The 24,903-nt window shown below is 57.2% G+C and carries 27 protein-coding genes and 2 tRNA genes; 6 read left to right on the forward strand and 23 right to left on the reverse strand.

Features of this window, described 5'->3' with window-relative positions:
* The first annotated feature begins 2 nt into the window (after window positions 1-2).
* Together rbbA and K787_RS0113800 are read left to right on the forward strand one after the other, a co-directional pair.
* A complete protein-coding gene (rbbA, locus tag K787_RS0113795; protein WP_022963391.1) occupies window positions 3-2,765 on the forward strand; it encodes a ribosome-associated ATPase/putative transporter RbbA in 2,763 nt (920 codons plus the stop codon).
* A gap of 1 nt (window position 2,766) precedes the next feature.
* On the forward strand, window positions 2,767-3,897 hold the full coding sequence (locus K787_RS0113800; RefSeq protein ID WP_022963392.1) for an ABC transporter permease: 1,131 nt from the start codon (window positions 2,767-2,769) through the stop codon (window positions 3,895-3,897).
* A gap of 249 nt (window positions 3,898-4,146) precedes the next feature.
* Here the strand turns inward: K787_RS0113800 and K787_RS0113805 are convergent.
* From K787_RS0113805 to dapA, 5 genes are all read right to left on the reverse strand, one after another.
* Window positions 4,147-4,236 (reverse strand) — tRNA-Ser (locus K787_RS0113805).
* A gap of 80 nt (window positions 4,237-4,316) precedes the next feature.
* The gene (gene purC, locus K787_RS0113810) at window positions 4,317-5,030 is read right to left on the reverse strand and encodes a phosphoribosylaminoimidazolesuccinocarboxamide synthase (RefSeq protein WP_022963393.1); all 714 of its coding nucleotides are present in this window, start codon (window positions 5,028-5,030) and stop codon (window positions 4,317-4,319) included.
* 12 nt (window positions 5,031-5,042) lie between these two features.
* Window positions 5,043-5,825, reverse strand: coding sequence for an MBL fold metallo-hydrolase (locus K787_RS0113815; protein ID WP_022963394.1), 783 nt, complete (start codon window positions 5,823-5,825; stop codon window positions 5,043-5,045).
* Window positions 5,826-5,842: 17 nt separating this feature from the next.
* Window positions 5,843-6,952: an NlpB/DapX family lipoprotein gene (bamC, locus tag K787_RS0113820; RefSeq protein WP_022963395.1), complete on the reverse strand. Its 1,110-nt coding sequence runs from the start codon at window positions 6,950-6,952 to the stop codon at window positions 5,843-5,845.
* Between the two features lie 34 nt (window positions 6,953-6,986).
* On the reverse strand, window positions 6,987-7,862 hold the full coding sequence (gene dapA / locus K787_RS0113825) for a 4-hydroxy-tetrahydrodipicolinate synthase (protein WP_022963396.1): 876 nt from the start codon (window positions 7,860-7,862) through the stop codon (window positions 6,987-6,989).
* 248 nt (window positions 7,863-8,110) lie between these two features.
* Here dapA and K787_RS0113830 point away from each other — a divergent pair, with 248 nt between their 5' ends.
* The gene (locus K787_RS0113830; RefSeq protein ID WP_022963397.1) at window positions 8,111-8,668 is read left to right on the forward strand and encodes a glycine cleavage system transcriptional repressor; all 558 of its coding nucleotides are present in this window, start codon (window positions 8,111-8,113) and stop codon (window positions 8,666-8,668) included.
* A 25-nt stretch (window positions 8,669-8,693) separates the two neighbouring features.
* Window positions 8,694-9,164 carry a peroxiredoxin gene (locus tag K787_RS0113835; RefSeq protein WP_022963398.1) on the forward strand — a complete coding sequence of 157 codons (471 nt, stop codon included), beginning with the start codon at window positions 8,694-8,696 and terminating at the stop codon, window positions 9,162-9,164.
* Here K787_RS0113835 and K787_RS23205 read toward each other — a convergent pair whose 3' ends face one another.
* Window positions 9,165-10,286 (reverse strand): AI-2E family transporter, encoded by a 1,122-nt coding sequence (locus K787_RS23205; protein ID WP_022963399.1) that lies wholly within the window; start codon window positions 10,284-10,286, stop codon window positions 9,165-9,167.
* Between the two features lie 11 nt (window positions 10,287-10,297).
* A complete protein-coding gene (locus K787_RS0113845; protein ID WP_022963400.1) occupies window positions 10,298-10,558 on the reverse strand; it encodes a sulfurtransferase TusA family protein in 261 nt (86 codons plus the stop codon).
* Between the two features lie 84 nt (window positions 10,559-10,642).
* Here K787_RS0113845 and K787_RS0113850 point away from each other — a divergent pair, with 84 nt between their 5' ends.
* Window positions 10,643-12,109 (forward strand): M48 family metalloprotease, encoded by a 1,467-nt coding sequence (locus tag K787_RS0113850; protein ID WP_022963401.1) that lies wholly within the window; start codon window positions 10,643-10,645, stop codon window positions 12,107-12,109.
* Here K787_RS0113850 and nadA read toward each other — a convergent pair whose 3' ends face one another.
* Window positions 12,110-13,168, reverse strand: a complete 1,059-nt coding sequence (nadA, locus tag K787_RS0113855; RefSeq protein ID WP_022963402.1) for a quinolinate synthase NadA — start codon at window positions 13,166-13,168, stop codon at window positions 12,110-12,112.
* A gap of 124 nt (window positions 13,169-13,292) precedes the next feature.
* Between nadA and K787_RS0113860 the strand changes: the two genes are divergently transcribed.
* Window positions 13,293-13,916, forward strand: coding sequence for a Yip1 family protein (locus K787_RS0113860; RefSeq protein WP_022963403.1), 624 nt, complete (start codon window positions 13,293-13,295; stop codon window positions 13,914-13,916).
* Window positions 13,917-14,002: 86 nt separating this feature from the next.
* Here the strand turns inward: K787_RS0113860 and K787_RS0113865 are convergent, their stop codons facing one another.
* The 15 genes from K787_RS0113865 to K787_RS0113935 all read right to left on the reverse strand — a co-directional run bounded on the left by K787_RS0113865 (window position 14,003) and on the right by K787_RS0113935 (window position 24,899).
* Window positions 14,003-14,464: a PA2169 family four-helix-bundle protein gene (locus K787_RS0113865; protein WP_022963404.1), complete on the reverse strand. Its 462-nt coding sequence runs from the start codon at window positions 14,462-14,464 to the stop codon at window positions 14,003-14,005.
* Window positions 14,465-14,700: 236 nt separating this feature from the next.
* Window positions 14,701-14,776: transfer RNA gene (locus K787_RS0113870), tRNA-Lys, on the reverse strand.
* Window positions 14,777-14,851: 75 nt separating this feature from the next.
* The gene (gene queC, locus K787_RS0113875) at window positions 14,852-15,544 is read right to left on the reverse strand and encodes a 7-cyano-7-deazaguanine synthase QueC (RefSeq protein ID WP_022963405.1); all 693 of its coding nucleotides are present in this window, start codon (window positions 15,542-15,544) and stop codon (window positions 14,852-14,854) included.
* 1 nt (window position 15,545) lies between these two features.
* Window positions 15,546-16,205: a 7-carboxy-7-deazaguanine synthase QueE gene (gene queE / locus K787_RS0113880; RefSeq protein WP_022963406.1), complete on the reverse strand. Its 660-nt coding sequence runs from the start codon at window positions 16,203-16,205 to the stop codon at window positions 15,546-15,548.
* Between the two features lie 197 nt (window positions 16,206-16,402).
* Complete coding sequence (ybgF, locus tag K787_RS0113885; protein WP_022963407.1) at window positions 16,403-17,218, reverse strand: tol-pal system protein YbgF; 816 nt, start codon at window positions 17,216-17,218, stop codon at window positions 16,403-16,405.
* Window positions 17,219-17,226: 8 nt separating this feature from the next.
* Entirely contained in the window at window positions 17,227-17,727 is a 501-nt protein-coding gene (gene pal, locus K787_RS0113890) for a peptidoglycan-associated lipoprotein Pal (RefSeq protein ID WP_022963408.1), read from the reverse strand.
* Between the two features lie 46 nt (window positions 17,728-17,773).
* Entirely contained in the window at window positions 17,774-19,069 is a 1,296-nt protein-coding gene (gene tolB, locus K787_RS0113895; RefSeq protein ID WP_370736741.1) for a Tol-Pal system beta propeller repeat protein TolB, read from the reverse strand.
* 8 nt (window positions 19,070-19,077) lie between these two features.
* Window positions 19,078-20,109, reverse strand: a complete 1,032-nt coding sequence (gene tolA, locus K787_RS0113900; protein ID WP_022963410.1) for a cell envelope integrity protein TolA — start codon at window positions 20,107-20,109, stop codon at window positions 19,078-19,080.
* A complete protein-coding gene (gene tolR / locus K787_RS0113905) occupies window positions 20,106-20,555 on the reverse strand; it encodes a protein TolR (RefSeq protein ID WP_022963411.1) in 450 nt (149 codons plus the stop codon). Before tolR ends, tolA begins: the two co-directional genes overlap by 4 nt.
* A gap of 12 nt (window positions 20,556-20,567) precedes the next feature.
* Window positions 20,568-21,242: a protein TolQ gene (gene tolQ, locus K787_RS0113910; RefSeq protein WP_152486848.1), complete on the reverse strand. Its 675-nt coding sequence runs from the start codon at window positions 21,240-21,242 to the stop codon at window positions 20,568-20,570.
* A 4-nt stretch (window positions 21,243-21,246) separates the two neighbouring features.
* Window positions 21,247-21,714 (reverse strand): tol-pal system-associated acyl-CoA thioesterase, encoded by a 468-nt coding sequence (gene ybgC / locus K787_RS0113915; RefSeq protein WP_022963413.1) that lies wholly within the window; start codon window positions 21,712-21,714, stop codon window positions 21,247-21,249.
* A 58-nt stretch (window positions 21,715-21,772) separates the two neighbouring features.
* Entirely contained in the window at window positions 21,773-22,831 is a 1,059-nt protein-coding gene (gene ruvB / locus K787_RS0113920) for a Holliday junction branch migration DNA helicase RuvB (protein WP_022963414.1), read from the reverse strand.
* 25 nt (window positions 22,832-22,856) lie between these two features.
* Window positions 22,857-23,462 carry a Holliday junction branch migration protein RuvA gene (ruvA, locus tag K787_RS0113925; RefSeq protein WP_022963415.1) on the reverse strand — a complete coding sequence of 202 codons (606 nt, stop codon included), beginning with the start codon at window positions 23,460-23,462 and terminating at the stop codon, window positions 22,857-22,859.
* Between the two features lie 31 nt (window positions 23,463-23,493).
* Complete coding sequence (ruvC, locus tag K787_RS0113930) at window positions 23,494-24,021, reverse strand: crossover junction endodeoxyribonuclease RuvC (RefSeq protein WP_022963416.1); 528 nt, start codon at window positions 24,019-24,021, stop codon at window positions 23,494-23,496.
* A 131-nt stretch (window positions 24,022-24,152) separates the two neighbouring features.
* Window positions 24,153-24,899 carry a YebC/PmpR family DNA-binding transcriptional regulator gene (locus K787_RS0113935; RefSeq protein WP_022963417.1) on the reverse strand — a complete coding sequence of 249 codons (747 nt, stop codon included), beginning with the start codon at window positions 24,897-24,899 and terminating at the stop codon, window positions 24,153-24,155.
* Window positions 24,900-24,903: the final 4 nt, after the last annotated feature.

Raw genomic sequence — 24,903 nt, forward strand, 5'->3', positions numbered from 1 at the left:
GTATGAGCCACTCCGCGCAGCCCACGCTCGTTGCAAGCGTCCATCAGGTACGCTTGCGTTACGGTAATGTCATTGCCCTGGATGGCATCGACCTGGACATTCCTGCCGGACAAATGGTCGGCCTGATCGGTCCAGATGGCGTGGGTAAGTCCAGCCTGATGGCATTACTGGCTGGTGTCCGCATCATTCAGCAAGGTACGGTCAAGGTGTTGGCTGGCGACATGGGCAGCAAAGCCCATCGCAAACAGGTGTGCCCGCGCATCGCCTACATGCCGCAAGGGCTTGGCAAAAACCTGTATCCAACCCTCTCAGTCGAAGAAAACCTGCAGTTTTTTGCACGGCTTTTCGGTCACGGTTTTGCAGAACGCCGCCAGCGCATCGATGAGCTCACCCAAGCCACCGGCCTGCACAAATTCCTCGCGCGGCCGGCCGGCAAGCTATCCGGGGGCATGAAGCAAAAACTTGGCCTGTGCTGTGCACTGATCCATGACCCGGATCTCCTGATCCTTGATGAACCTACCACTGGCGTGGATCCCCTGGCGCGCGCGCAGTTCTGGGATCTGATCGACCGTATTCGAGCAGACCGTACCAACATGAGCGTGATCGTGGCCACAGCCTACATGGACGAGGCCCAGCGCTTCGACTGGCTAGCCGCAATCGACGATGGCAAGGTTCTCGCTACCGGCACACCGCAGGAATTGCTGGCACGAACAAGTAGCCCGAACCTGGAAGAGGCGTTCATCAACCTGCTCCCGGAAGAGAAAAAGCGCGGGCATCAAGCGGTGGTCATTCCCCCCTTGCCAGATGACGGCGCAGATGACATCGCCATCGAAGCCAAGGGGCTGACCATGCGCTTCGGCGACTTCGTCGCCGTCGACAGTGTCTCCTTCCGCATCCGCCGGGGCGAAATATTCGGCTTTCTCGGCTCCAATGGTTGTGGCAAGTCCACCACCATGAAAATGCTCACCGGTCTGCTGCCAGCCAGCGAGGGCCGGGCCTGGCTGTTCGGCCACGAAGTGGATCCGCATGACATCGACACTCGTCGCCGTGTCGGCTACATGTCGCAAGCGTTTTCGCTTTATAGTGAACTCACGGTACGCCAGAACCTAGAGCTGCACGCCAAGTTGTTCAGCGTGCCTGCGCAGGATATTCCCGGCCGCCTGGATGAGATGGTGGATCGCTTCGGGCTGCTGGAGGTCCTCGATAGCCTGCCAGCCAGTCTGCCACTGGGCATTCGCCAACGGCTGTCGCTGGCCGTTGCGATGGTGCACAAGCCGGAGCTGCTGATTCTGGATGAACCGACCTCTGGTGTCGATCCGGTCGCACGTGACGCGTTCTGGCGGTTGCTCGTAGAGCTGTCGCGCCGTGACCGGGTCACTGTATTCATTTCCACCCACTTCATGAATGAGGCCGAGCGCTGCGACCGCATGTCGATGATGCATGCAGGCAAGGTCCTCGACAGTGATGTACCCGCCAGACTGGTCGAGAAGCGCGGCGCCAAAACGCTCGAAGAAGCCTTTATCGGCTACCTAGTCGAAGCCGAGGGCGGCACCGCTCCCTCTGCCAGCCAGCCCGAACCCCCCAGCCCGTCAGCTCAGCCACCTGCCGCGCACGCAACAGGCACCCGGCAAACTCTTGGCGGCTTCAGCCTGCGCCGCATGTTCAGTTATCTGTGGCGTGAAGCACTGGAATTGCAGCGCGACCCGGTACGCGCCACCCTCGCTTTGGGGGGGTCGCTGCTGCTGATGTTTGTGATCGGCTTCGGCATCACGCTGGACGTCGAAAACCTGCGCTACGCGGTACTCGATCGTGATCAGACCACCCTCAGCCAAAGCTATACGCTGAACCTGGCCGGATCGCGCTACTTTATTGAACGCCCACCGATCGTCGACTACGAGGATCTCGACCGGCGCATGCGCAGCGGCGAACTCTCCCTGGCCCTCGAAATCCCCCCCGGCTTCGCTCGCGACGCGCTGCGAGGCCAGCATGTGGAGATCGGTGCCTGGCTCGACGGCGCCATGCCGGTGCGCGCAGAAACCATTCGAGGCTACGTGCAGGGTATGCACCAACACTGGCTGCAGACACAGGCCAGCGAGCGCGGCAACCCAAGCGCAGTGGCCAGTGCTAGCGTCGAGACGCGCTTTCGCTACAACCCGGACGTCAAAAGCCTGCCCGCTATAGTGCCAGCCGTGATACCGCTACTGCTGCTCATGCTACCGGCCATGCTGACCGCTCTGGCGGTGGTGCGCGAGAAGGAGACCGGCTCAATCACCAATCTTTATGTAACACCGGTCACGCGCATCGAGTTCCTGCTTGGCAAACAGCTGCCCTATGTCGGCCTGGCAATGGTGAACTTCCTGCTGATGAGTCTGCTGGCGGTCACCGTCTTCGGCGTACCGGTAAAGGGCAGCTTCTTAACCCTGTCGCTGGCAGCACTGATTTTCTCCTTCGTGTCGACAGGTATGGGGTTGCTGGCCTCGGCTGTCACGCGCAGCCAGATCGCGGCCATGTTCTTTACCATGATCGGCACCCTGATTCCGGCTACCCAGTTTGCGGGTCTAATCGACCCGGTTTCCTCGCTGGAAGGCTCAAGCAGATTAATTGGCGAGATCTATCCCGCTACACACATGATCGCCATCAGCCGCGGCGTTTTCAGCAAAGCGCTCGGCCTGGCAGACTTGACAGGGCCCCTGTGGTCGATGCTGTTGTCGATTCCGATCATTCTCGGCACGGCCGTTTTGCTACTCAAGAAGCAGGAGCGCTGATATGCGCAGCACAAACCTGGCCAACATCTACCGGCTTGGCGTCAAGGAGCTGTGGAGTCTTTGGCGCGACCCGATGATGCTCGTGCTCATCGTCTATGTGTTCACCGCATCGGTCTACACCGCGGCCACGTCCATGCCGGAGACGCTGCACAACGCGCCCATCGCCATTGTCGACGAGGATGTATCGGCCTTGTCCCAGCGGATTACCTCGGCGTTCTATCCGCCACAGTTCACTCTGCCGGCCATGATCAACTATAGGGATGTGGACCCGGGCATGGATGCCGGGCAATACACCTTTGCCTTGGTCATTCCGCCCAACTTCCAACGCGACGTGCTGGCGGGGCGATCGCCCGCAGTGCAGCTCAATGTTGACGCCACCCGAATGAGCCAGGCCTTCACCGGCAGCAGCTACGTTCAACAGATCTTTGTTGGCGAAGTGAACGAGTTCGTAAAGCGCTATCGCGGAACCGAAGCGCTGCCCGTGGAGCTGGCCTTACGCGCACGCTTCAACCCCTCACTCGACCGGGCCTGGTTCGGCTCGGTGGTTGAAATCATCAACAATATCACGCTGCTGTCCATCATCCTGACCGGCGCTGCACTGATCCGCGAGCGTGAACACGGCACCATCGAGCACCTCCTGGTGATGCCGGTCACACCCACGCAGATTATGCTCTCCAAGGTCTGGTCGATGGCGCTGATAGTGTTAGTCGCCGCTTTCCTGTCCCTCAATCTCATGGTCCGCGGCGCCTTGGGTGTGCCCATCGATGGCTCCCTTGCGCTGTTTTTCACCGGCGCGGCACTCAGCCTGTTCGCCACCACCTCGATGGGCATCTTCCTCGCCACCCTGGCACGCAATATGCCGCAGTTCGGCATGCTGCTGATGCTCACCATCATACCGCTGCAAATGCTCTCGGGTGGCACCACGCCGCGCGAGAGCATGCCCGAGATCGTGCAAAACATCATGCTGATTGCACCCACCACCCATTTCGTGGAGCTGGGCCAGGCGATCCTCTACCGAGGCGCTGGCTTAGAGGTAGTGTGGCAGCAGTTCCTAGCGCTGGCGCTGATCGGCACGGTCCTGTTTTTCCTGTCATTGGCACGCTTTCGCAAAACCATCGGCCAAATGGCCTGATCGTTTCAGCGCGCGTTTGGGCACTTCAACCTGGCAAGGCGGGGGGCGACATGGCAGGAGATGGAATATCAAATAATTCGAGGGAGCGGGGATTATTCGGCGCGGTGCGCCTCACCCCCTAGCGGGGGCCGCCGTCGCTGCGCTCTGGCGTTACTTCGCCTGCGTGGCAGGCTCGTTCGAACGAGGGTTCTCAACGAGGGTTCATCTGATAAAGCAAAAAGCCCAGCGGAGCTGGGCTTTTTGCTTTATTGGCGGAGAGTCAGGGATTCGAACCCTGGGAACTGTTGCCAGTTCAACGGATTTCGAATCCGTCCCGTTCGACCACTCCGGCAACTCTCCAGTGGCGCGCATTCTAGCAGATGCGTCCCCGCGGACGGAAGCGGTTCAGGCCGGGGTCAAGAGAGAATTCGGGGTAGAAGTCAGGGTAGAGCAACGCCGAGGCGCTGGGCGACTTCTTCGTAGGCTTCTATCACCCCGCCGAGGCCTTGGCGAAAACGGTCTTTGTCCATCTTCTTGCCGGTGGCCTTGTCCCACAGACGGCACCCGTCCGGGCTGAATTCGTCGCCCAGGACGATTTCGCCCTTGAATAGACCGAACTCCAGCTTGAAATCCACCAGCATCAGCCCAGCCTGATCAAACAGTTCGGTCAGGATAGCGTTAACCCTCAAGGTCAGCTCCTGCATGCGATCCAGCTGCGCTGCTGTAGCCCAGCCGAAGGTGACAACGTGGGAGGCGTTGATAAAGGGGTCGCCCTTGGCGTCGTCTTTCAAAAACAGCTCGAATGTCGGCGGTACCAGCGCAGTACCCTCTTCGATGCCCAGGCGCTTGACCAGGCTGCCCGCTGCGTAGTTACGCACGACACATTCAACCGGGATCATATCGAGCTTTTTGACCAATACTTCGGTATCGGAGAGTAACGCATCGAACTGGGTCGGCACTCCGGCAGCTTCAAGCTTTTCCATGATAAACGCGTTGAAGCGGTTGTTAACCATGCCCTTGCGATCCAACTGCTCGATCTTCTTGCCATCGAAAGCAGAGGTGTCGTTGCGAAACAGCAGGATCAGACGATCCGCATCATCGGTGGTATAGACCGATTTGGCCTTGCCACGATAGAGTTCAGTGCGTTTTTCCATTATCGGCTCCTGCTACACGCATAAAGTTAGGGTTTGCCCGGCAATATCCTGCCAGGGCAAGCCAAGGTTCTGTTTGGCCAGATGCAGCTGGCCCTGCCAGCCGCTCAACGCTCTGCCCAATTCATCAAGAGCCAGGTCAGGGCGGTTATTCTTTTCGCTGATATGGGCGATGGCCACATGTTTAAGCTGCGCCTTGTCTATCGCCCGCAGCAGCCCGGCCGCCTGTTGATTGCTCAAATGCCCGAGGTCGCCCCCGACCCTGGCCCTGAGGCTCGGCGGATAAGGGCCATCTGCCAGCATCTGGGGATCGTAATTGGCCTCGAGAAACAAGGCATCCAGACCACTGTAGCGCTCGATTATCCACGGCGTGATCGCCCCAGTGTCGGTCAGAACACCGAATCGATGCTCACCACTGTCGAAAATAAACTGGCAAGGCTCTCGTGCATCATGCGGCACAGCCACCGGGAAAATATGTAAATTCCCGATGACGAAGCCACAATCGAGGTCGATGCGCTCATAAGGTAATTCAAAATCCTTGAGCGCTCGCCGGGTACCTGCGGTCATATACACTGGCAATCGATAACGCTTGGCCAGGCGCTGAACGCCGCTGATATGGTCTGAATGCTCATGCGTGACCAGTATTGCGCTGAGCTGTCTAGCGCTCAATCCAACCGAGGCAAGGCGCTGCTCGGTGGCTTTCAGGCTGAACCCGCAGTCTATCAGCAGGCGCGTCTGACCAAACTCGACAACCGTGGCATTGCCTTTGCTGCCACTGCCTAGAGAACAATAGCGCACAAGCTAGATCCAGCTCATCAAATCAGGTTGTCGCGGATACGCGTCAACAACGTGCGGGCTTCGGCCGCCTCGGCAGCGGTTTCGATACCCTTCTCAACAGTAACCTGTACGCCGTTGCTGACTTGGGTCAGACGCACCTGCAGAGGCCGCCCAACAACCTCCTCTTTATCCCCGCGGCCAAATAATCGGCCGAAAAAGCCGGGCTTTTTCCCCTGACTGCTCGCGCTCTGATCCAGATCGACATAGTACACGCCGCTGCTGCGATCAAGATCCGTGACCAGCACATCGGCACGGCCCAAGGCGTCGCCGACCGCAGCCCAGGTGCGATTGAAATCAGCTTGAATATTCAGCACAGTATTACCGGCGCCGTCCCGGTCCAGAGTAGCCTGCTGCCCACCCAAGCCACGCTGTGAGGCCACCAGCGAGGTACTTCCGTCGGCGCGGGCCTGGCTCAGGTAGCTCTCCATCTCGGCAAGAACGGCGCGCTCGAGATTGCGGTTATCCGATGTTTCCGGCCACTGATCGCGGTTGCCGCCTCGGCTGCGTGATGTATGTAAAACGAATATCTCGCTGCTGCCAGTTTGCACGCCGGGTTCCACACGCAGGCGGAAGCGATGTTCCTGATCACGTAGACTGCGCCCCTCGCCCGCCGCTGGCGCGATACGACGTACCAGCGGGTTATCAGTTTGCGTATCCAAAGCGATCCAACCGGTCTGCAACTCGCCAAGACCGGCGTTTTCAGACGCCACCGGGACCTGATAGTCATTCCAGAACTGCCTGACCAGGGGCCAGGTGTCCGCAGCGGTGCGCTGAGAATGCACCCAGCGTACAGAGCCATTCTGCTGTAGCGAAAATTCCGAGGCATCCGCACTCACCTGCAAGGCCAATGGACGCGGCATGTTGAACTTGTCGTACTCCTCACTACCCGTTATCTGACCTGGTACAGGTAGCAAATCACCTATCGGCTTGCTCTCAACGCCTGCCGGTACCGACATTCTGGGCTGGATTTGTGCCGCCTGGTAATCAGACCCGCGGTCTCTGAAGAAGCCATCTTCACCATAGATGTATCCACAACCACTAAGACTGCCCAGCAGCACAACTGATAGAGCACCCAGAACAGGCTTCATAATGATTTCCTTGCTGAAATTAGGTCGAGTCGGGTCACAACACACCGCATTCGCGTAGCGCATTGCGGACCGTCTCATGGCAACGAGCGCTCAAAGGGGTAAGCGGTAGGCGCAGGCCATCACCCATCAACCCCATCTCATGCAGCGCCCACTTCACCGGAATGGGATTGGACTCGATAAAAAGTGCCTTGTGTAACGGCATCAAAGATTCATTTATTCGTCTTGCGCTATCAGCATCACCCTTCAGGGCGGCGGCGCAGAGTTCATGCATTGCTTTGGGCGCGACATTAGCGGTGACTGAAATATTACCCTGGCCGCCCATCAATATCAGCTCGACAGCGGTGGGATCATCACCCGAGTATACCGCCATACGGTCACCCACCCGATCAATCAGCTCACGGGCACGCTGCAAATCGCCGGTAGCCTCCTTGATGCCGATGATATTGCGCGTGCCAGCCAGCCTTTCCACTGTCTCCGGCAACATGTCACAGGCTGTGCGGCCCGGCACATTGTAGAGAATTTGCGGTATGTCGACGGCTTCAGCAATAAACCGATAGTGTTGATACAGGCCTTCCTGGGTAGGCTTGTTGTAATACGGGGTCACCAGCAGACAAGCATCAGCCTTGACGCTACGCGCCGATTCTGTCAGTTCGACCGCTTCACGGGTCGAGTTCGCTCCCGTGCCAGCGATGACCGGAACACGGCCAGCTACCTGATCGACAACGCGGCGAATGGCTACCTTGTGCTCGCTCATGCTCAATGTAGCGGACTCACCCGTGGTACCAACGGCAACAATGCCATCAGTGCCGTTTTCCAGATGAAAGTCGATAAGCCGCTCAAGGGCCAGCCAATCTAGGTCTCCACGTGAATCCATGGGTGTAACCAGCGCTACAAGGCTGCCTGCGATCATGCAACTGCTCCACTTGAAACATTGACCCGCAATGGTACTTTCGCCGTGCTGCCAGCACAAGGGACGCAGGGAAGAATTCGCCCTTGCAGACAGAGCGCTGAGCGCTATTGCAACCCGCGCTCGACAGCCATGACGGTCACGCATTCAATAGAAAGTTGAACCGGTTGCCGCAGGCGGCGACAATAGCAGCCCTGCCAGTCCGATGCCGATGTTTCGGATCAGACGCCCCCTTTATGCCAAGGAGCACCATGTCCACCGCCAATAACCAACGGGACCAGTTTCTGGTTATCAATGCCATGGGCTCGCAGACCACCAGCATGGTGACCACGCTGACCCGCCTGTGCCTGGAGCAGCGCTGCCTGATCGTCAGCAGCCGCATGAGCCGCCACGGCACCTGTACATCACTGTTACTTCAGGTCAGTGGCAACTGGGATGCGCTGGCACGCCTGGAAAGCCTGATGCTGACCGTTGCCAAACGCGAGCACCTGACGCTGTCGATGAACCGCAGCCGCAGCCTGGAAGAACGGCCACAAGCGCTCCCCTACAATGTCTTCGTCACGGCCGCGCAACGGCCCGAGCTGTGTGCCGAGCTGTGCACCTTCTTCCAGCAGATTGAAATAGAGATAGAAGAACTGTTCAGCTTTACCTACATGGCGCAGCACACTGGCACCGCCATGTTGAACATGACGCTGACCATTGCCATACCAGCGAAAACCCAGCTCAGCTGGTTGCGCGAACAATTCCTGGATTTTTGCGACGAGTTGAACCTGGATGCGGTCATTGAGCCCTGGCGCCCCATCCACTGATTCTCCACTAACTAGAGGGACCCGCATGACTGTCATTATCGACCAACCCATACCTGCTTTCACCGCTCAGGCTACCAGCGGTCAGAGTGTGAATTTGGACGCTCTGAAAGGAACACAGCTGGTCATCTATTTTTACCCGAAAGACAACACCCCCGGCTGCACCACCGAGGGTCAGGAATTTCGCGATCTGCATGCTGATTTCGTCGCGGCCAATACGCTGATTCTGGGTGTATCCAAAGACAGCTTGCGTACCCATGAAAATTTCAAGGCTAAGCAGGGCTTTCCGTTCGAGTTGATCAGCGATAGTGATGAAAGTCTGTGCCGATTGTTTGACGTGATTCAGTTAAAACAAATGTACGGCAAGGAATACGAAGGCATCGAGCGCAGCACCTTTCTGATCGACAAGCACGGCGCACTGCGCCGTGAGTGGCGCAAGGTCAAGGTAAAGGGCCACGTAGCCGAGGTCTTGCAAGCCGCACAGGACCTCAATAGCTGATCAACGCCCCTGGTCAGTAACCCCAGGGTGATCCTCTGGAGCGGCCTCCTGGGCTGCCTCCAGAGCGCCAGCCTCGACACCGCGCGGCCAGGCATATAACACCGCCTTGAACAGGGTTGCCAGTGGTATGGCAAAGAAAATTCCCCAGAAACCCCACAGCCCCCCGAATATCAACACCGCCGAAATAATCGCCACCGGATGAAGATTGACCGCCTCCGAGAACAGGATCGGCACCAGCACGTTACCGTCCAGCGCCTGAATCACCGTATACACAACCATCAGCACCATGAACTCGTTACCCAGCCCCCACTGAAAAAGACCGATCAGCGCCACCGGTATCGTCGCTACAGTAGCGCCGATGTAGGGCACCAGCACCGATAACCCGACCACAACAGCCAACAAGGCCGCGTAATTGACTTTCAACACCACAAAACAGATGTAACTCACGGCACCCACGATGAGAATTTCAATCACCTTGCCGCGAATGTAATTGGCAATCTGTTGATTCATTTCGGTCCACACCTGGGTCATCAATCGGCGCTCACGCGGCAACTGGCTTACCATCCATGTGGTAATTTTCTGGTTATCCATCAGAAAGAAAAAAACCAGAATGGGCACCAAAACCAGATAGACCAGAATGGTCATCAGCATAGGTAGGCCAGCAAGCGACTGGGAAAGCACCCATTGACCAAACTGCCCCAGCTCGCCATTGATAGAGCTGATCAGACGCTCTATCTGCCCTTGGGAGATCAGCGCTGGATACTGTTCCGGCAAGTGCTCAAGTTGGGCTTGCCATTGCACCAGCATGCGCGGCAATTCGTTGAACAGATTGGTGATCTGCCTCCAGACCAAAGGCACAACAATGCCCAGCAACGCCGCCAACCCACTCAGGAACAACATAAAGACCAGCCACACAGACAATCGATGCGGCACATGCCAGCGGCGCAGAAGCGTCACCAGGCCTTGTAACAGATACGCCAGCACCAGGCCGGTAAGCAAGGGTGCCAGCTTGCCGCCAAAACTGATGATAATGGCAAAGCCGAGGGCCAGAACCACCGCCAGGACGACGGCTTCCTCATCAGAAAAATAGCGGTGTACCCACCCTTGGAAAACCTTCAACATACCTATTGATCTCACCTCTTGCGCAACCAATAATGAAATTCGCTATCCAATGTTTCGGATGCAATCAGCTCGTTGCCGGAAAGCTCCGCGAAGCGCTGCATATCACGCTGCGAACCCGCATCGGTAGCCACTACGTGAAGAATGTCGTTAACCACCATCGTGTTCAGCTCCAGTTTGGTCTTGAGTAACGGGAGGGGACAGGACAGACCACGAGCATCGAGGGTACGGGACACATCCTGAGCAATTTTCAGCCCAATTGAATCAACCGTCATAACTAACTCCTTGATAGCAAGTGCTACAGTATAGCCCTGCAAGGTCCCAGGCAGACACCCAATCCGGAAAGGCCAAAGGTAATCATGCATTTCAAACCGGTTGTAACCCTGGCGCTGGTCAAAGTGATCGGCTTTTGCCTCATGACTACACTCGCTGCGCCCCTCAGTGTGCAGGCTGACGAATTCAATCTGCCGTCGCTAGGCGACACCAGCTCGTCGATCATGTCCCGCGAGCAGGAATATCAGCTGGGTCGCGCCTGGGTAGCCATGCTGCGCGGCTCGGTCGCCACCATGGACGACCCTCTGCTGAAGGATTTCGTCGAGCGTCACGTATTCAGCCTGGCCGAAACCAGCCAACTGACTGACCGGCGCCTGACCTTTGTGCTGATAGAAAGCCCCCAACTGAATGCCTTCGCTGCGCCTGGCGGCGTAGTGGGCGTTAACGGCGGCCTGTTTCTCAACGCGCATACTGAAGCCGAATTTGCCTCGGTCATGGCCCACGAACTGGCTCACCTGTCGCAAAGGCACTTTTCCCGCGGCCTGGAACAGCAGCAGCGGATGCGCATCCCGGTCATGACCGCCATGCTCGCCAGCGTCATCCTGGCTGCCGCAGGCGGGGGCGACGCTGGCATAGCGGCCATGGCCTCGACGCAAGCCGCCGCCATTCAGGAACAGCGCAGATTTTCCCGCCAGAATGAACAGGAAGCGGATCGCATCGGCTTATTGAACCTCAACCAGGCCGGCTACGATCCCACGGCAATGCCCGACATGTTCGAGCGCCTCGCCCGGCTCAGCCGTTTCAGCCGCACACCGCCGGAATTTCTGCTGACTCACCCGGTTAATCAGTCACGTATTGCCGACTCGCGCAATCGTGCAGAGCAGCTGCCAGGCAATGGCCGGCGCGATAGCGTTGAATACCAGATGATGCGGGGCCGCGTGCAGCTCCACCATGAGCGCAACCCTGGGCTGGCTGTACAGCGTTTTCGCGTGTTGCTCGATGAACATCAAGGGGACCACGCCGCAGCACGCTACGGACTGGTATTGGCACTGACTCGCAGCGCACAACACGCTGAAGCCGCCAAAGAGCTCGAGCCTTTGTTAGCCGACTATGCGGACAATGTAGCGGTCAATCTGGCGGCGATCGAGCTGGACGCCCAGCGCAACCGTCCGGATCAAGCCATGCAGCGAGTGGATCGCATGCTGCAGCTGAACCCCGGCAATTACCCCCTATTACAAGCCAGAGCAGATCTGCTGCTACGCGCGGAGCGTTATCAGGAAGCCGAGCGAGCGATTGATGCCCTGGCCAGCCAACGCAGTAACGACCCAGACATCTGGTATTTGGCAGCGGAAATCCGCGGCCTGGCCGGCAACATTCTTGGGGTGCATCTGGCCAGAGCCGAGTACTTCATGCTGGCGGGCGATCTTGAACAGGCGGGCGAGCAGCTTGAGCTGGCCTCGCGACGCGCCGGTGACAATTACGTCATGACGGCACGTATCGAAGCCCGGCAAAAAGATCTCGCCATCCAGCGCGAAACGCTCAAAAGCTTCTGATCAGGCGTTGCCCGTTGCGGCCAGGCTGGCCTGGCGGGTAAAGTCCAGCATCCGCTCCAGCGGCTGAACCGCTCGGGGTATCAAATCGGGCGCGACCTGTATTTCATTGTTGCCCTGCTGCAAACTCTGCAACAAGCCAGGCAGCGTATTCATTGCCATCCATGGGCAATGCGCACAGCTGCGGCAGGTGGCCCCGTTACCCGCCGTAGGCGCTTCAATAAATTGCTTATCCGGCGCGCCCTGCTGCATTTTGTAGAAAATGCCCCGGTCGGTCGCGACGATAAAGGTCTCGTTCGGCAAGATTTGCGTCGCTTTGATCAGTTGGCTGGTAGAGCCCACTACATCAGCCAATTCCACGACCGACATCGGCGATTCAGGGTGCACTAGAATAGCTGCATCCGGATACACCGCCTTGAGATCCAGCAGCGCCTTTGCCTTGAACTCCTCATGCACAATGCAGGAGCCTTCCCACAGCAGCATATCCGCGCCGGTTTCGCGCTGAATATAATTACCCAGATGCTGATCCGGCGCCCAAAGGATTTTCTCGCCCCTGTCCATCAAATGTTCAACAATCTGCAAAGCGCAGCTGGAGGTCACCACCCAGTCTGCCCGCGCCTTGACCGCCGCAGAGGTGTTGGCATACACCACCACGGTGCGGTCCGGATGCTGATCGCAAAATGCCGAGAACTCATCAATCGGACAGCCGATATCCAGCGAGCAGGTCGCATCCAGGGTCGGCATCAACACGCGCTTCTCCGGGCTGAGAATTTTCGCTGTTTCACCCATAAAACGTACGCCAGCCACCACTAGCGTGGTAGCTGCGTGATCACGCCCAAAGCGAGCCATCTCAAGGGAGTCTGACACGCACCCGCCGGTCTCTTCAGCTAGCGCCTGGAGCAACGGATCGGTGTAGTAATGCGCGACCAGAACCGCGTTCTGCGCCTTAAGTTCTGCAGCGATACGCTGTTTGTAGTTAGTCTGCTCGGCCTCGGTCAAGGGCGCGACCTGCTTGGCTGCCAAGTGCGCTTGCACTAACAGCCGCTCGGGAATCTGTGACATGAGATAGTCCTGTCTTGAATGCAATGCCACTATCTTACCACGGCACTCGCTCGTGAAACTTGAACTTAAAGGCCCGCACACCGGTCGAGGAAGTACAAGCCATAAGCAATCAGAGGACGCTGCCATGCTGAGTCATTTACCCGCGCTATTCACCGCCCCGGCCGACGCCTGGGAGCGTATCCGCGAGGACGCCGAGCGCCATCCCTGGGGATTTTTACCCCTTATGCTGCTGGGATCCTTGATACCCGCCATCGCCAGCTACATCGGCGCGGCACACGTAGGCTGGCAGTTTTACGGCAACGACGAAGTGCAGTTTTTGCGCCCGGCCAGCGCCATGCTGTTGGCGACCATGTGTTATCTCGGGTTTATTAGCGCCTTGATCATCATGAGTCTGATGACGCGCTGGGTGCTGTTTCGCACGCCGCAACGGCCCAGCATGCCTATCAGTTTGACCTTTGTGACTGTCACCGCCTTGCCCTTGATGCTCGCCGGACTCACTGCCTTGGTGCCCTATAGACCCGTACTACTGATCGGCGGTGGCCTGGCTGCCGGACTGTCATGTATTTTGCTGTTCTTCGGCTTACCCAGCTATATGTGCATGCCGCGCAACGACCACACCCGGTTCTTTGCCGCTTGTATTGTCGGCACCGGCCTGTTGACGCTAGCGGTAGTGGGCTTTGTCTTTCTGGAGATGTGGTGGCAACCACTAGAGGGAGGGTTATACGAAAACGTGGCAGCTCCGGAGTAGTCCAATTCGGTAAAGCAGGGGTAAAACAATACTCCCGGATACAGAGATGCAGACATTTGCTACTGTATCCGGGACTGCCTCAATGATCAGCTTTTGGCATGCTCGGCGTCACGCAAAGCCTTGATCTGGTCGTGGTTACGCAACACACCCTGGTATTGACGCTCGACCACTGCTCGCACATCAGCTGGCAAGGTTTTCTCCAGCGCTTCCTTGTAGCTCTTCTTGGCCACATCTTCACCGCGTTCGCACTCATTCAGCACTGCTTCAGTACTCTTGCCGGTGATCAGCGATTTAAGGTCAACCCAACGACGATGCACGTCACCGGCCATACTGGTGCTATTCTCAGGATCACCGCCAAGCCGGGATACAATCGCCTGCAGCTCACTGGCAGCTTTGCCACATTCCACCGCACGATCGGAGAACAGCGCTTTTAATTCAGGGCGCTTCACATCCTCGGCACACACCTTGAATCCCGCTTCGCCGTCTTTACTGGTTTCAATCAGGTCGTTGAGAATTTCAATTACGTCTTTAGAGTCTGTAGTTGTCATCATGTCCATCCTTCTCTGCGCATACAGAAAAACACTAACCAAAAAATAATAGCGGCGTTTTTTCTGCATATCGGAGTACGAATTTAGCTGCCTATTAAGTGCAACTTATTCAGGCGTAATCGCCTTCAAGGGATGTGACTCACCCGCTATGCAGGGGTTCAACCTTTTTGCCAAGGCAGGCAGGTGAAATGGGGGTACCGCAGAGATAGATAGACAGTACAGCAGGGGGAGAAAAATGGTGGGTCGTGTAGGATTCGAACCTACGACCAATTGGTTAAAAGCCAACTGCTCTACCAACTGAGCTAACGACCCGGAACGCGCGCTATAGTACTGATTTATCAGACAAACTCAAGAAATAATTCATTTTTTTACAGTATCAGTCCAGGCTTACGCCGCAGGCTGATATAAGGTGGGGTCGGTGATACCCGCGGCAACAAAGCCAGCAGCACGCAACCGACAACTATCGCAACGCCCGCAGGCACGGCCCGCAGCGTCCGCCTGGTAACACGACACCGTCAAGCTATAGTCGACGCCCAAGCGGGTACCCTCGGCAACAATCTCAGCCTTGGTCATATTCTGCAGTGGCGCCAGGATACGAAAGCCAGCGCCTTCAACTCCCGCCTTGGTCGCTAGGTTGGCAACGCGCTCAAAGGCCTCAATAAACGCAGGCCGGCAGTCCGGGTAACCCGAATAATCCACCGCGTTCACGCCGATAAAAATATCCTGCGCCTCAAGCACCTCCGCCCAACCCAATGCCAGCGCCAGGAACACCGTATTGCGCGCAGGCACATAGGTAATCGGAATACCCTCCTGCTCCGTCTCAGGCACTGCCAATGAGTCATCGGTCAAGGCCGAGCCACCCATGCCATCAAGATCCAATCCAATGACCTTATGCGCCACTACGCCAGCGCTACCAGCCAGGCGCTTGGCCGCGTCGAGCTCAACGCGGTGCCGCTGGCCGTAGTCGAAACTCAAGGTGTGGCACACATAGCCTTCGGCTTGGACCATCGCCAGAACTGTAGCCGAGTCCAGCCCGCCAGATAGCAATACCACCGCCTTTTTCTTCGCTATATACGCCATATCAATGTCCCGGCTCGTCGTTCCAAAGGTATTTGTGCAGCTGCATCTGAAAGCGTACCGGTAGATTGTCTTCAACAATCCATTCAGCAAGCTGACGCGGCACCAGCTCAGCGTGGCTCGGCGAAAACAACACCTCTCCGACTCGCTCACAGAGCGCATATTCATCCACTTTGAAACGCGCCCACTCGTAGTCATCACGATTGCAGATCACGAACTTGATCTGATCCTGCAGGTCGAGCGATGCAATGTTGGCATACAGATTACGCCCTACCTCTTGCGACCCGGGGGTCTTCAGATCGACCACCCGGCTCACCCGGGCATCTACTGCGCTGACATCCAACGCCCCACTGGTTTCCAATGACACCCGGTACCCTGCGTCACAGAGCGCCTGCAGTAGTAGTAGCGCATTTGGCTGGGCAAGGGGCTCTCCCCCTGTGACACAGACATAGCGGGGCTTGAAGGCCGCCACCTGGAGCAATATCTGCTCAAGGTTCAGCAACTCCCCACCACTGAAAGCATAAGCGGTATCACAATACTGGCAGCGTAGCGGGCAACCGGTCAGCCGCACAAAAACGGTGGGTAAGCCGAGCGTACGACTCTCACCCTGGATGGAATAAAAAATCTCCGACATGCGGAGCATTGCAGACAAATCAATCGGCATACTGATTCCCTGGGCTGGACTGCAAGACAGGCAGAGGCCCCAATGAGCCGTTATCAACAGCCGGCCTAAGGCCGTCACGCTGACACAATAATGCTCGGTGGTTTAAAGGCGCGTAGTGTAGCTTAAAGGCTGGGAGGTTGCAGGCAGCGGGCGCACCAAGGCGCCCTGTAACAGCAGATATTCAGACGGGTACCGGCTTAACTCTGAGCGTCAAGATCACGTCGGGCCAGCTGTGCGGCTGACGAATTGGGGTGCTTGGACAGGACCTCGCGATACAGTGCTGCGGCCTTGTCCTGGTTACCCAGGCGACGCTCTACATCAGCCAGTTTGTACAAGGCATCCGCTTCCTTGCGATGGCCAGGATACTGGCTGACGACCAGCGCAAAGGCGCGGCCAGCTGCATCCAGGTCGGATTCGACAAGATGAATTTCACCCAGCCAATACTGGGCATTACCCGCGTATTCGCTACTCGGATAACGCCGTACGAACGCACTGAAAGCCTGAATGGCTTTATCGAAATCACGCGCCTTGACCAAATCAAAGGCCGCGTCATACATCAATTTTTCACGCTGCGGATCTGACTCAGCCGCGGGGGCTGCTCCAGTCTGAGCGGACGAGGTGTTCTGGCCACCCTCTGCGGGCGAACCGTTGTTGGTCGGAAGGGGTCTATCGAGCGGCCCTTGCGCGCTCCTCGGAGCTCCACCGCTCATGCCCGAAGACACTCTGCGATCAAGATCCTCATAACGATCCAACTGATCCTGCTCCATCTGCTTAAGCTTGTATTCCTGCTCTTCTACCAAGCCCCGCAACATGGATACTTCTTGCTGCAGCTGATACAGCTGCTGCATAAGCTGGCCTTCCATAGAAAGGCCAGCCTGGCCCTGTTGGGGCGCAGAGGACATCGACTGGTTATTCCGGGCACCGCCCGAGCTACCATCGATAACGGGTACCTGCGCTACTGCCGCAAACGGCAACAACAAACAGGCGACTGTAAATCCTCTGAACCCTTTCATAAGACCTCTTACTTACGCAGTTCTACGCGACGATTCTGAGCCCAAGCTTCTTCGCTTGAACCAGTAGCAGCCGCTTTTTCTTCGCCGTAGGAGACCAGCTCCAGTTGACCGGCAGAAACACCTTGCAGTACCAAATAACGCTGAACGGCAGCAGCACGACGCTCGCCCAGAGCCATGTTGTACTCGCGGGTGCCGCGCTCGTCAGTGTGGCCTTCCAGCACTACACGGTTACCAGCAGCCTTCAGGTCCTTGGCGTGAACGTCAAGGGCGCGCATGGCTTCAGGCTTCAGGTCAGAGCTATCGAACTCGAAGTAGAAAGTGGTGATAGCACGCAGAGCGGCTTCTTCGCTGCTCATGCCGTTATCGCTTGAAGAGGAAGGGCTGGTGTAGCCGGCATTCGGATCAACCGCGCCAGTACCAGCGGTATCGCCGCCCTTGGAGGAACAACCAACGATTACGCCGAAAGCCACAACCAGTGCCGCAAACTTGCCAATTTTAGATACTTGCATCATAGAACTCCTGGAAAACCCCATATGGTTTAGTGTTGTTACACCCTTAAGGCAGGTATGGGGACCATGATGGCACGCGCAGGTCAGTGAATTGAGTCGGAATCTCCGACCTAGCACGACCGTTGGTAGATACCAGCATGAGAACGCCCCGTCCCTGTTGACGGGTTGCATAAATTAACATAGTACCGTTAGGTGCGACAGTAGGAGACTCATCTAACGATGTCTGTGTTAAGACCCTCAGATTGCCACGCTTGAGGTCCTGCGCAGCAATCTGAAAATTACGGTTGCCATCCTGGCGATGGACCATGACCATGGTGCTGCCATCCGCCGACATTTTTGCATTGGCATTATAGTTGCCAACAAAAGTCAGCCGCTCGCTACTACCCGAGTTTATATTCTGTTTATAAATCTGCGGGCGTCCGCCACGATCGGAGGTAAACGCAATAGTGCTGTTGTCCATCCAGGTTGGCTCGGTGTCAATCGCGTGATGATTGGTCACTCTGCGCATTTGTTTAGTCGCCAATTCCATCACGTAAATTTCCGGGTTGCCGTCACGCGACAACACAAAAGCCAATTTCTGCCCATCCGGGGACCATGCCGGAGCACCGTTCAAGCCTTCGAAGCTGGTTATCCTCTCACGGCGGCCGGTTTGCACATAATGTATATAGATTTCCGGGCGACGCGATTCAAAAGACACATAGGCTATCCGTTGGCCATCCGGTGCGTAGGAAGGCGTCAGGATTGGTTCCCGTGACTGCAACAGGGTAACCGCGCGAGCACCATCATAGTCCGAACGTTGTAACGTATAGCGGGTATTAGTCTCGGAAAAACGTTCCGCTGCCACATAGAGTAGCTTGGTATTGAAGGCACCGCGAATACCGGTGATTTCTTCAAATATCTCATCACTCAGATGGTGCGCCATATCCCGCAGCTGGGCCTGGGTGCCACTGACCGTTTTGGACATGAGCACCTCTTCACGCACCACGCTATAGAGGCTGTAACGAATATCAAAACGGTCCGCCGAGGGATCCTTGTTGATTTGCCCTGCGACCACATACTCAACGCCGAGCATGCGCCAGTCGCGCGGGAATATCTCGCTGGGTTGAGTCGGATTACTCAGCATGTTGGCGCGGTCAAAGGGCGCAAACATACCGGTATTGCGCAGGTTGTTTGAGGTGATCTGCGCCAGGTCTTCAGACAAGGGTGAACCGCCCTGCCAACCAAAGGGCACCACGGCAATCGGCGTAGCCTTGTCGGTACCCCGGGTGATCTCAATCGCGTCCTGCGCGAGTACGCTCTGGGCCATCAACAGCATTGCGGCCATTGCCAGCCAACTTTTCATGACATTCATCAAAATGACAGATCCTCTGGTTTGAAACGCAATGTGCGCTTGCGATACATGCGATCAAAAGTCGCGGGGTTGTCGCGTGACAACTGTTGCATTTCCGGTATGCGGCCAACGTTTCTGACAGCCTGAACAGCGGACTGGTCAAAACCTGCATCACCACTGGAACGAGAAACCACTGCATCGGTGATCTGCCCGGTCGGCAACATGCTGATCACCACATCTACCACCATACCATTACGCGCCGTAGGTGGGCGGCGCCACTGCTCACTTACATAACGACGAATCAGGTCATCAAAGCTGGCGGCCACCTCATCGCCCATCTGGTCCGCTTGCGCCTGCTGATACTGCGTTTCGTCGGCCAGCAATTCGGCCAACGCGCGGGCCTTGGCGTCTTCGGCTTCGCGTCGCTGCTGGGCAGCCTTATCGGCCTCAGCTTTCTTGGCCGCCTCTGCTGCGGCTTTTTTCTTCGCCTCGTCAGCCGCCTGCTTTTTCGCAGCTTCTGCGGCAGCCTGTTTTTTCGCCGCCTCGGCCGCCGCTTTCTTCTTGGCTTCCTCTTCGGCCGCTAGCTTCTTCGCTGCATCGGCCTTACGTGCCTCGGCAGCGGCGGCGACCTTCTCCGCCTCTGATTCTTTCTGAGCTTCTGCTTGCTTTTGCGCCTCGGCCTGCTTTTGCTGCTGCTCCTTGGCAGCCGCAGCGGCTGCCGCAGCTTCAGCAGCACGCTCTTCACGCGCCTGGGCAGCTTGCTCTTCGAGCTTTTGCTGCTCTTGCTTCAACTCTTCGGCTTCATGCTGCGGCGCGGCGGTTTTGGCCGCTTCGCCGGCAATACTTTGATCCGTCTGCGTCGTCGCTGGACTCTTGGAGTTCAACTGCACCAGCGTAGCCTGCACGATCGGCTTGGCCGGCTCGAATTCCGGCGCACTGGTGAAAGACACAAACAGCATCATCGCCACGCCAAGATGCACGGCCAACGCTTTGAGTACCGGCGCCGCATAGCGAACCGATGTTTCCTGCGGCTGATCTTCGCGAGTATTCACGGCGCCTCGGTAATCAATCCGACGTTGGGGACACCGGCCTGCTGCAAGGTGGCCATCGCCGTGACCACCAAGCCGTAATTAGCCTGCTGGTCGCCGCGAATGTACACCACAGTGTCCGGGCGAGCGCTGATGATTTTGGACACGCCATCGGACATTTGTTCCAAACTGATAGCACTATCGGTCTGATTTTCGGTATCAACGGTTTCGCCAAGGTTCCAGTAATAGGTGCCATCGGCCAGCACAGACAGCGTCAGGACTTGCTGATTGGTGTCCGCCGGCAAGACATCACTGGAGACCTGCGGCAAATCAACATTGACGCCCTGGTTCAGCATCGGCGCGGTGACCATAAAAATAACCAGCAGCACGAGCATAACGTCGATATAAGGCACGACGTTCATCTCTGCCACCGGTTTGCGTTTCTGCCGTCTACCTTGGTGCACCTGCATGTAAACTCCCGATTATTCGTCGTTACTGGCGTGGACGCGGCGATGCAGAATGCTCGAAAACTCATCAGCAAAGGTGTAGTAACGGCTGATCAGCATTTCCGAGCGAGCAGAAAACCGGTTGTAGGCAATCACTGCCGGAATCGCAGCAAACAAACCAATCGCAGTCGCAATCAAAGCCTCGGCAATACCCGGCGCTACCGTTGCCAGCGTAGCTTGCTGGGCACTGGCCAGGCCCCGAAATGAGTTCATGATGCCCCATACGGTACCGAACAGACCGATATAAGGACTGGTGGAACCTACGGTGGCAAGGAACGGCAAATGCAGCTCCAGACGCTCCTCTTCCTTGGAGATAGCCACGCGCATCGAACGTTGCACCGCATCCATAACCGCGTCGGGGTCAACACCCGGCTGCTGACGCATGCGAGAAAATTCCTTAAAACCCGCTCGAAATATCTGCTCCAGACCCGAGTTGGTATCTGGGCTACCCGTCACCTGACGATACAGCTTGGACAGATCGATACCCGACCAGAAGCGATCTTCAAAATCATCCAAGGCCGATTTTGCTGCGCGCAGAAAACTGCTGCGTTGAAAAATCATTACCCAGGACACCACCGATGCGAGCACCAGGGTCAGCATCACCAGTTGTACCAGCACACTGGCGGTGGAAATCAGGTGCCACATGGACATTTGATCAGCTTGCACGCGTTGCATCTCCTTGATCGATCTGACTACTAACTGCTTGAGCAGCCCTGAATGCATCACTCAGTGCCGCCGGAATGGCTCTTGGTTTGTACCGATCGGCACTGACACAAGCGACCAACACTTCACCCTCACACAATAATATCCCGTCAGCGCGTCTTACCTGCTGGCGGAAGCGAATACTGATTCGCCTGAGTTCCAAGACCTCAACACTGACCACAAGTTCATCATCCAGGCGCGCGGGCGCGTGATAGCGCGCAGCCACCGAATGCACTACAAAGATGATGTTCTCGCTTTGCAAAGCACTTTGGTCAAACCCCAGGGAGCGGACCAGCTCGGTTCGCGCGCGCTCCATAAACTTGAGATAGTTGACGTAATAGACGATGCCGCCGGCATCGGTATCTTCAAAGTAGACACGGGCTCTTAGCGCGAATGGCGGCCCTGATTTGTCAGCGCGCATAATGTAAAGCCATCAGTAACCTTTGCATAGCGCTTCCCCAGTAAAATCGTAAATATTTTTATTCGTCCAGACCACCACTATCCAGAAACAGATCGCCCACAGGCTGCGTCATACGCGAGGGCAAATTCAGACCAAAATGTTGGTAGGCATGACGGGTCAGCATGCGACCGCGCGGCGTGCGCGTGATAAACCCTTGCTGGATCAGAAAAGGCTCCAACACATCCTCGATGGTATGGCGCTCTTCACTAATGGCCGCTGCCAGGCTGTCGATACCCACGGGCCCGCCATCGAACTTGTCGATCATCGCCAATAGCAGGCGCCGATCCATATGATCGAAGCCTTTTTCGTCGATATCCAGCAGATTCAGCGCCTGATCAGCCACCTCTCGGGTAATGCTGCCGCTGCTGCGCACTTCAGAAAAATCGCGCACCCGGCGCAGTAACCGGTTGGCAATACGGGGCGTGCCACGGGAGCGGCGGGCAACTTCCAGCGCACCTTCCGGGGCCAGATCCAGGCCCAGAATAGCGGCTGAGCGACGCACGATAGTAGCCAGGTCATCTACCCCGTAAAACTCCAGGCGCTGCACAATTCCGAAGCGGTCACGTAGCGGATTGGTCAGCATGCCGGCTCGCGTGGTCGCCCCCACCAGCGTGAAGGGCGGCAAATCCAGCTTGATGGAACGGGCGGCAGGCCCCTCCCCGATCATGATATCAAGCTGGTAATCCTCCATTGCTGGGTAGAGAATCTCCTCCACAACCGGCGAAAGACGATGTATTTCGTCAACAAAAAGCACATCTCCGGCTTCCAGATTGGTCAGCATCGCTGCCAGATCCCCTGCCCGCTCAAGCACCGGCCCCGAGGTACTTTTGATCTTGACGCCCATTTCCTGAGCAATAATATTGGCCAGCGTCGTTTTGCCCAAGCCGGGCGGGCCAAAGATCAACACGTGATCCAGCGCCTCACCACGCCCTTTCGCCGCCGCAATAAACAGCTCCATCTGCTCACGCACCGTCGGCTGGCCAATATAATCAGCCAGGCGGTAGGGGCGGATGGCCCGGTCTATAACTTCTTCCTGCTGCCGCGGACTCGCGGCAATCAGGCGATCTTCTTCCAGCATGGCTTACCCGTGCGTTTTAAACTGGTTAAACGATGCCCTTGAGGGCACGGCGAATCAACTCTTCACTACTCAAACCGTCTTCTTCCACCGCCGCGATCGCGCGGCTCGCTTCCTGAGGCTTGTAGCCTAGCGAAATCAACGCACTGACAGCGTCGGCGCTCTGTGATGCGGGCGCAGTGCTGGCAGCTGCGGCGGCCAAGGGCTTGAAAGAACCGGGTAGCGTTTCCCAGGCCTTGAACCGATCACGCAATTCGATCAGCAGCCGCTCGGCAGTCTTCTTGCCGACGCCCGGCACCCGCACCAGCGCACTGGTGTCCTGCGCCTGGACGGCGCGAATCAACTCGTCCACTTCCAGCCCAGACATCAGCGCCAGGGCCAATTTAGGCCCCACACCGTTCAACCGGATCAGTTCACGGAACAGTTCGCGTTCGCGCTTTTCGGCAAAAGCATAAAGCAATTGCGCATCTTCACGCACCACCATATGGGTATGCAGGGTGACCGTTTCGCCTAGCGTCGGGAGCTTGTAGAAGGTGCTCATCGGCGCATCGAGCTCATAGCCGACCCCCTGCACATCCAGCAAAATATGCGGCGGCTGCTTTTCCAGCAAAATGCCTTTCAAACGTCCAATCACGCAGTTGTTCCTTTTCCGTTATCTTGCTTGCTCACCGCCTGCGCACCCGGCCATTACGCAGGCCAAGCAGACCGCCACCCAACTGTAGGTTCAACGCGGCGGAGTGTGCATGGCATAACGCCGCAGCCAAGGCATCCGCTGCATCCGCCTGAGGCGTGCCGGAGAGTCCAAGCAGTTGAGTGACCATATGCTGCACCTGGGATTTGTCCGCAGCGCCAGTCCCGACCACTGATTGCTTGATTTGCCTGGCAGTATACTCATGCACCTGCATATCCGCGTGAACCGCAGCCACGATCGCTGCGCCGCGGGCCTGCCCGAGCTTCAGCGCCGAATCCGGGTTACGCGCCAGAAACACCTGCTCGATGCTGAGTATCTCCGGCTGGTACTGCCCAATCAGCTCGGTCAGACCCTCAAAGATCAGTTTCAGGCGTTCCGGAAAGGGTCCGCCGCCCAGACGAATGCAGCCGGAGGTTACATATTCACACTTGCCCGCGCGCTCACTGACGATGCCGTAGCCGGTGGTGCGCGAGCCAGGATCTATGCCCAGAATCAATGCCATACGCTGTCGCCACTCTCATTTTAACTGCGGCACAGTGTGCCACATCGGCCTGCCGGCAGAGCCAAAAACTCGTGTCGAGCAGACAATAAAAAAGGGAGGCATTCGCCTCCCTCATTGATACAGCAGAATCACTAGCTCATCTGCTCCAGCACCGCATCGGGGATATCCGCATTGCTGTAGACGTTCTGCACATCGTCCAGGTCCTCCAGCATGTCGACCAACCGGATAACCTTTTCCGCCGAATCCAGATCCAGCTCAGTGGTGGTCGCCGGGATCATGCTGACCTCAGCGCTCTCCGATTCAAACCCGGCCACATCCAAGCCGTCCTTTACCCTGCCAAATTCCTCAAACGCGGTAAACACCTCGATCGAACCATCATCGCTGACCAGCACGTCGTCCGCACCCGCCTCCAGGGCGGCTTCCATCAGAGCATCTTCGTCGATGCCTGCGGCATAACTGATCTGGCCTTGACGGGTGAACAGATAAGCCACTGATCCGTCAGTACCCAGATTGCCGCCACATTTATTAAACGCGTGCCGCACCTCACTGACCGTACGGTTGCGATTATCGGTCATTACCTCGACCAGAATCGCCACGCCACCGGCCCCATAGCCCTCATAGGTCAGCTCTTCCATATTGTCGGCGTCGTTGCTGCCGGCCCCGCGCGCGATGGCGCGGTCAATGGTGTCGCGGGTCATGTTGGCAGTCAGCGATTTGTCCACCGCCGAACGCAGGCGCGGGTTGTCAGCCGGCTCCGGGCCTCCCAGGCGGGCGGCTACGGTCAACTCGCGGATCAGCTTGTTGAACACCTTGCCGCGCTTGGCATCCTGAGCCGCCTTGCGGTGCTTGATATTGGCCCATTTGGAATGTCCGGCCATCATC

The organism is Halopseudomonas pelagia CL-AP6 (assembly GCF_000410875.1).
GTDB classification, from domain to species: domain Bacteria; phylum Pseudomonadota; class Gammaproteobacteria; order Pseudomonadales; family Pseudomonadaceae; genus Halopseudomonas; species Halopseudomonas pelagia.

Excerpts from the sequence above, each read along its gene's own strand:
- K787_RS0113835 (WP_022963398.1), top strand. The coding sequence starts at position 8,694 with ATGACTGTCATTATCGACCAACCCATACCTGCTTTCACCGCTCAGGCT.
- ybgF (WP_022963407.1), bottom strand. The coding sequence starts at position 17,218 with ATGAAAGGGTTCAGAGGATTTACAGTCGCCTGTTTGTTGTTGCCGTTT.
- queC (WP_022963405.1), bottom strand. The coding sequence starts at position 15,544 with ATGGCGTATATAGCGAAGAAAAAGGCGGTGGTATTGCTATCTGGCGGG.
- dapA (WP_022963396.1), bottom strand. The coding sequence starts at position 7,862 with ATGATCGCAGGCAGCCTTGTAGCGCTGGTTACACCCATGGATTCACGT.
- rbbA (WP_022963391.1), top strand. The coding sequence starts at position 3 with ATGAGCCACTCCGCGCAGCCCACGCTCGTTGCAAGCGTCCATCAGGTA.
- K787_RS0113845 (WP_022963400.1), bottom strand. The coding sequence starts at position 10,558 with ATGACGGTTGATTCAATTGGGCTGAAAATTGCTCAGGATGTGTCCCGT.
- K787_RS0113860 (WP_022963403.1), top strand. The coding sequence starts at position 13,293 with ATGCTGAGTCATTTACCCGCGCTATTCACCGCCCCGGCCGACGCCTGG.
- K787_RS23205 (WP_022963399.1), bottom strand. The coding sequence starts at position 10,286 with ATGTTGAAGGTTTTCCAAGGGTGGGTACACCGCTATTTTTCTGATGAG.
- K787_RS0113935 (WP_022963417.1), bottom strand. The coding sequence starts at position 24,899 with ATGGCCGGACATTCCAAATGGGCCAATATCAAGCACCGCAAGGCGGCT.
- K787_RS0113800 (WP_022963392.1), top strand. The coding sequence starts at position 2,767 with ATGCGCAGCACAAACCTGGCCAACATCTACCGGCTTGGCGTCAAGGAG.
- ruvC (WP_022963416.1), bottom strand. The coding sequence starts at position 24,021 with ATGGCATTGATTCTGGGCATAGATCCTGGCTCGCGCACCACCGGCTAC.
- K787_RS0113830 (WP_022963397.1), top strand. The coding sequence starts at position 8,111 with ATGTCCACCGCCAATAACCAACGGGACCAGTTTCTGGTTATCAATGCC.
- tolQ (WP_152486848.1), bottom strand. The coding sequence starts at position 21,242 with ATGTCCATGTGGCACCTGATTTCCACCGCCAGTGTGCTGGTACAACTG.
- bamC (WP_022963395.1), bottom strand. The coding sequence starts at position 6,952 with ATGAAGCCTGTTCTGGGTGCTCTATCAGTTGTGCTGCTGGGCAGTCTT.
- queE (WP_022963406.1), bottom strand. The coding sequence starts at position 16,205 with ATGCCGATTGATTTGTCTGCAATGCTCCGCATGTCGGAGATTTTTTAT.
- ruvB (WP_022963414.1), bottom strand. The coding sequence starts at position 22,831 with ATGCTGGAAGAAGATCGCCTGATTGCCGCGAGTCCGCGGCAGCAGGAA.
- K787_RS0113865 (WP_022963404.1), bottom strand. The coding sequence starts at position 14,464 with ATGACAACTACAGACTCTAAAGACGTAATTGAAATTCTCAACGACCTG.
- ybgC (WP_022963413.1), bottom strand. The coding sequence starts at position 21,714 with ATGCGCGCTGACAAATCAGGGCCGCCATTCGCGCTAAGAGCCCGTGTC.
- pal (WP_022963408.1), bottom strand. The coding sequence starts at position 17,727 with ATGCAAGTATCTAAAATTGGCAAGTTTGCGGCACTGGTTGTGGCTTTC.
- nadA (WP_022963402.1), bottom strand. The coding sequence starts at position 13,168 with ATGTCACAGATTCCCGAGCGGCTGTTAGTGCAAGCGCACTTGGCAGCC.
- purC (WP_022963393.1), bottom strand. The coding sequence starts at position 5,030 with ATGGAAAAACGCACTGAACTCTATCGTGGCAAGGCCAAATCGGTCTAT.
- tolR (WP_022963411.1), bottom strand. The coding sequence starts at position 20,555 with ATGCAGGTGCACCAAGGTAGACGGCAGAAACGCAAACCGGTGGCAGAG.
- K787_RS0113850 (WP_022963401.1), top strand. The coding sequence starts at position 10,643 with ATGCATTTCAAACCGGTTGTAACCCTGGCGCTGGTCAAAGTGATCGGC.
- tolB (WP_370736741.1), bottom strand. The coding sequence starts at position 19,069 with ATGAAAAGTTGGCTGGCAATGGCCGCAATGCTGTTGATGGCCCAGAGC.